This is a genomic window from Shewanella sp. AS1 (assembly GCF_021412565.1).
In the GTDB taxonomy this organism is placed as follows: Bacteria; Pseudomonadota; Gammaproteobacteria; order Enterobacterales; family Shewanellaceae; genus Shewanella.
Genome location: NZ_JAKCLJ010000141.1, coordinates 1 through 280, shown reverse-complemented (window position 1 = coordinate 280; position 280 = coordinate 1). Strand labels below are relative to the sequence as shown.

Genomic DNA, 280 nt, shown 5'->3' with positions numbered 1-280 from the left:
CGAATGCCCGCTGTACGGGGACTGCGCCAGGCGCCGTTCCAGGACGGGGGCAATTTTGCGAATGAAGCCCGGCAGGTCCGGCACGCGGATGTACCAGGCGTACGGCTGGCGGACGCGCGGCAGCCGTTCCTTGAACACTTCGTAGACCGGGTGCTCGTTGCCCAGCCAGAAGCCAAAGGATGCGAAGTTTGGGTTCTTGGCTTCGGCTGCATAGGCTTCGCCGGTGCGGTACAGGTAGCGCGCCACGGTCGAGCTGACCGCACCGTAGGAGACGCCGGCT

The 280-nt window shown here is 65.7% G+C and carries 1 protein-coding gene; it reads right to left on the bottom strand.

Annotated elements, in window-relative coordinates; genetic code table 11:
• Positions 1–280: hypothetical protein (locus LZP69_RS16420; RefSeq protein WP_234201752.1), on the bottom strand; the 280-nt coding region annotated here is incomplete at both ends.